The sequence below is a fragment of the Streptococcus sp. GMD4S genome (assembly GCF_000296955.1).
Map to the genome: position 1 here is coordinate 1 of NZ_AJRE01000415.1, position 550 is coordinate 550.

Annotated in this window: 1 protein-coding gene; it reads left to right on the forward strand. The window is 39.6% G+C overall.

The window, feature by feature from the left end; translation table 11 throughout:
- Positions 1-17: 17 nt before the first annotated feature.
- Positions 18-548, forward strand: a complete 531-nt coding sequence (locus GMD4S_RS10255; protein WP_000053364.1) for a cell division protein SepF — start codon at positions 18-20, stop codon at positions 546-548.
- Positions 549-550 lie beyond the last annotated feature (2 nt).

Genomic DNA, 550 nt, shown 5'->3' on the forward strand with positions numbered 1-550 from the left:
TTAAATAGGAGAGAGCTATGTCTTTAAAAGATAGATTCGATAAATTTATAGATTATTTTACAGAAGACGGAGAAGAAACGACTAACTACCAGGCTCAACAAGAGGGAACAGTTAGCCCAGCCATCTCATCTTCTAAAGAATTACCAGCACCTGCTCAGTCAGGATCAGCAAAAGATGCAAATATTACCCGTCTTCATGCGCGTCAGCAAGAATTGGCAATGCAAAGCCATCGTTCAGATGAGAAAGTGACAATTGACGTTCGCTATCCAAGAAAATATGAAGATGCAACTGAAATTGTAGATTTGTTGGCTGGCAATGAAAGTATTTTGATTGATTTCCAATACATGACAGAGGTTCAAGCCCGTCGTTGCCTTGATTACTTGGACGGAGCCCGCCATGTCTTAGCTGGGAATATGAAAAAAGTTGCGAGTACGATGTATCTATTGACGCCTGTCAACGTTGTCGTGAATATTGAAGATATCAAACTTCCAGATGAATCACAAAGCGCTGAGTTTGGTTTTGATATTAAACGAAATAGAGCAAGATAATG

Bases quoted from the DNA above. Each gene is read 5' to 3' on its own strand.
- GMD4S_RS10255 (WP_000053364.1), top strand. From the start codon at position 18: ATGTCTTTAAAAGATAGATTCGATAAATTTATAGATTATTTTACAGAA.